The organism is Nocardia sp. 852002-20019_SCH5090214 (assembly GCF_001665865.1).
Lineage (GTDB): Bacteria > Actinomycetota > Actinomycetes > Mycobacteriales > Mycobacteriaceae > Nocardia > Nocardia nova.
In genome coordinates, this window is record NZ_LZMK01000350.1 from 1 (window position 1) to 507 (window position 507).

A 507-nucleotide genomic window follows, 5' to 3' on the forward strand; every position below is an offset into this window, starting at 1 on the left:
TCACACAAAAATTTCACACCTCATGCTCCCAGGTAACGAACCGATAACGACAATATCGGGAGCGGCGTAGCCTGGATTCATGATGTCGCTGGCGAAGATTGCGTCCGGCGACGGCTATGAGTATTACCTGCGGAATATCGCCACGAATGACGCCAATGACCGTGGCGCGCAACAGCTTGCCGCCTATTACAGCGAGCGCGGGGAGTCCCCTGGTCGCTGGGTGGGGTCGGGGCTGGGTGCCCTGGATATCGTCGAGGGCGACATCGTCACCGAATCCCAGATGCGGGCCTTGTTCGGGCGCGGGATGCATCCGAACGCGGACGCGATCGTCGCGCAGCTGGCAGCCGAGCAGATGGCCGATGGTGTCTCGCCGCGGGTGGCCCGCCTCTACGGCGCGAAGATGGCCCAGCTCGGCCGCCCCCACAACCGGTATGTGGTCGACGAGGCCGGCTACCGATTCGAATGCGCCCGCGCCTACGCCGAATACAACCGTGCCCAAGGCCTCAT

1 protein-coding gene is annotated in these 507 nt (G+C 63.5%); it reads left to right on the plus strand.

The features are described from left to right. Positions 1–79: 79 nt before the first annotated feature. Positions 80–507, plus strand: a 428-nt coding sequence (locus A5780_RS43245; protein WP_156769408.1) for a relaxase domain-containing protein, incomplete at its 3' end; no start/stop codon positions are given.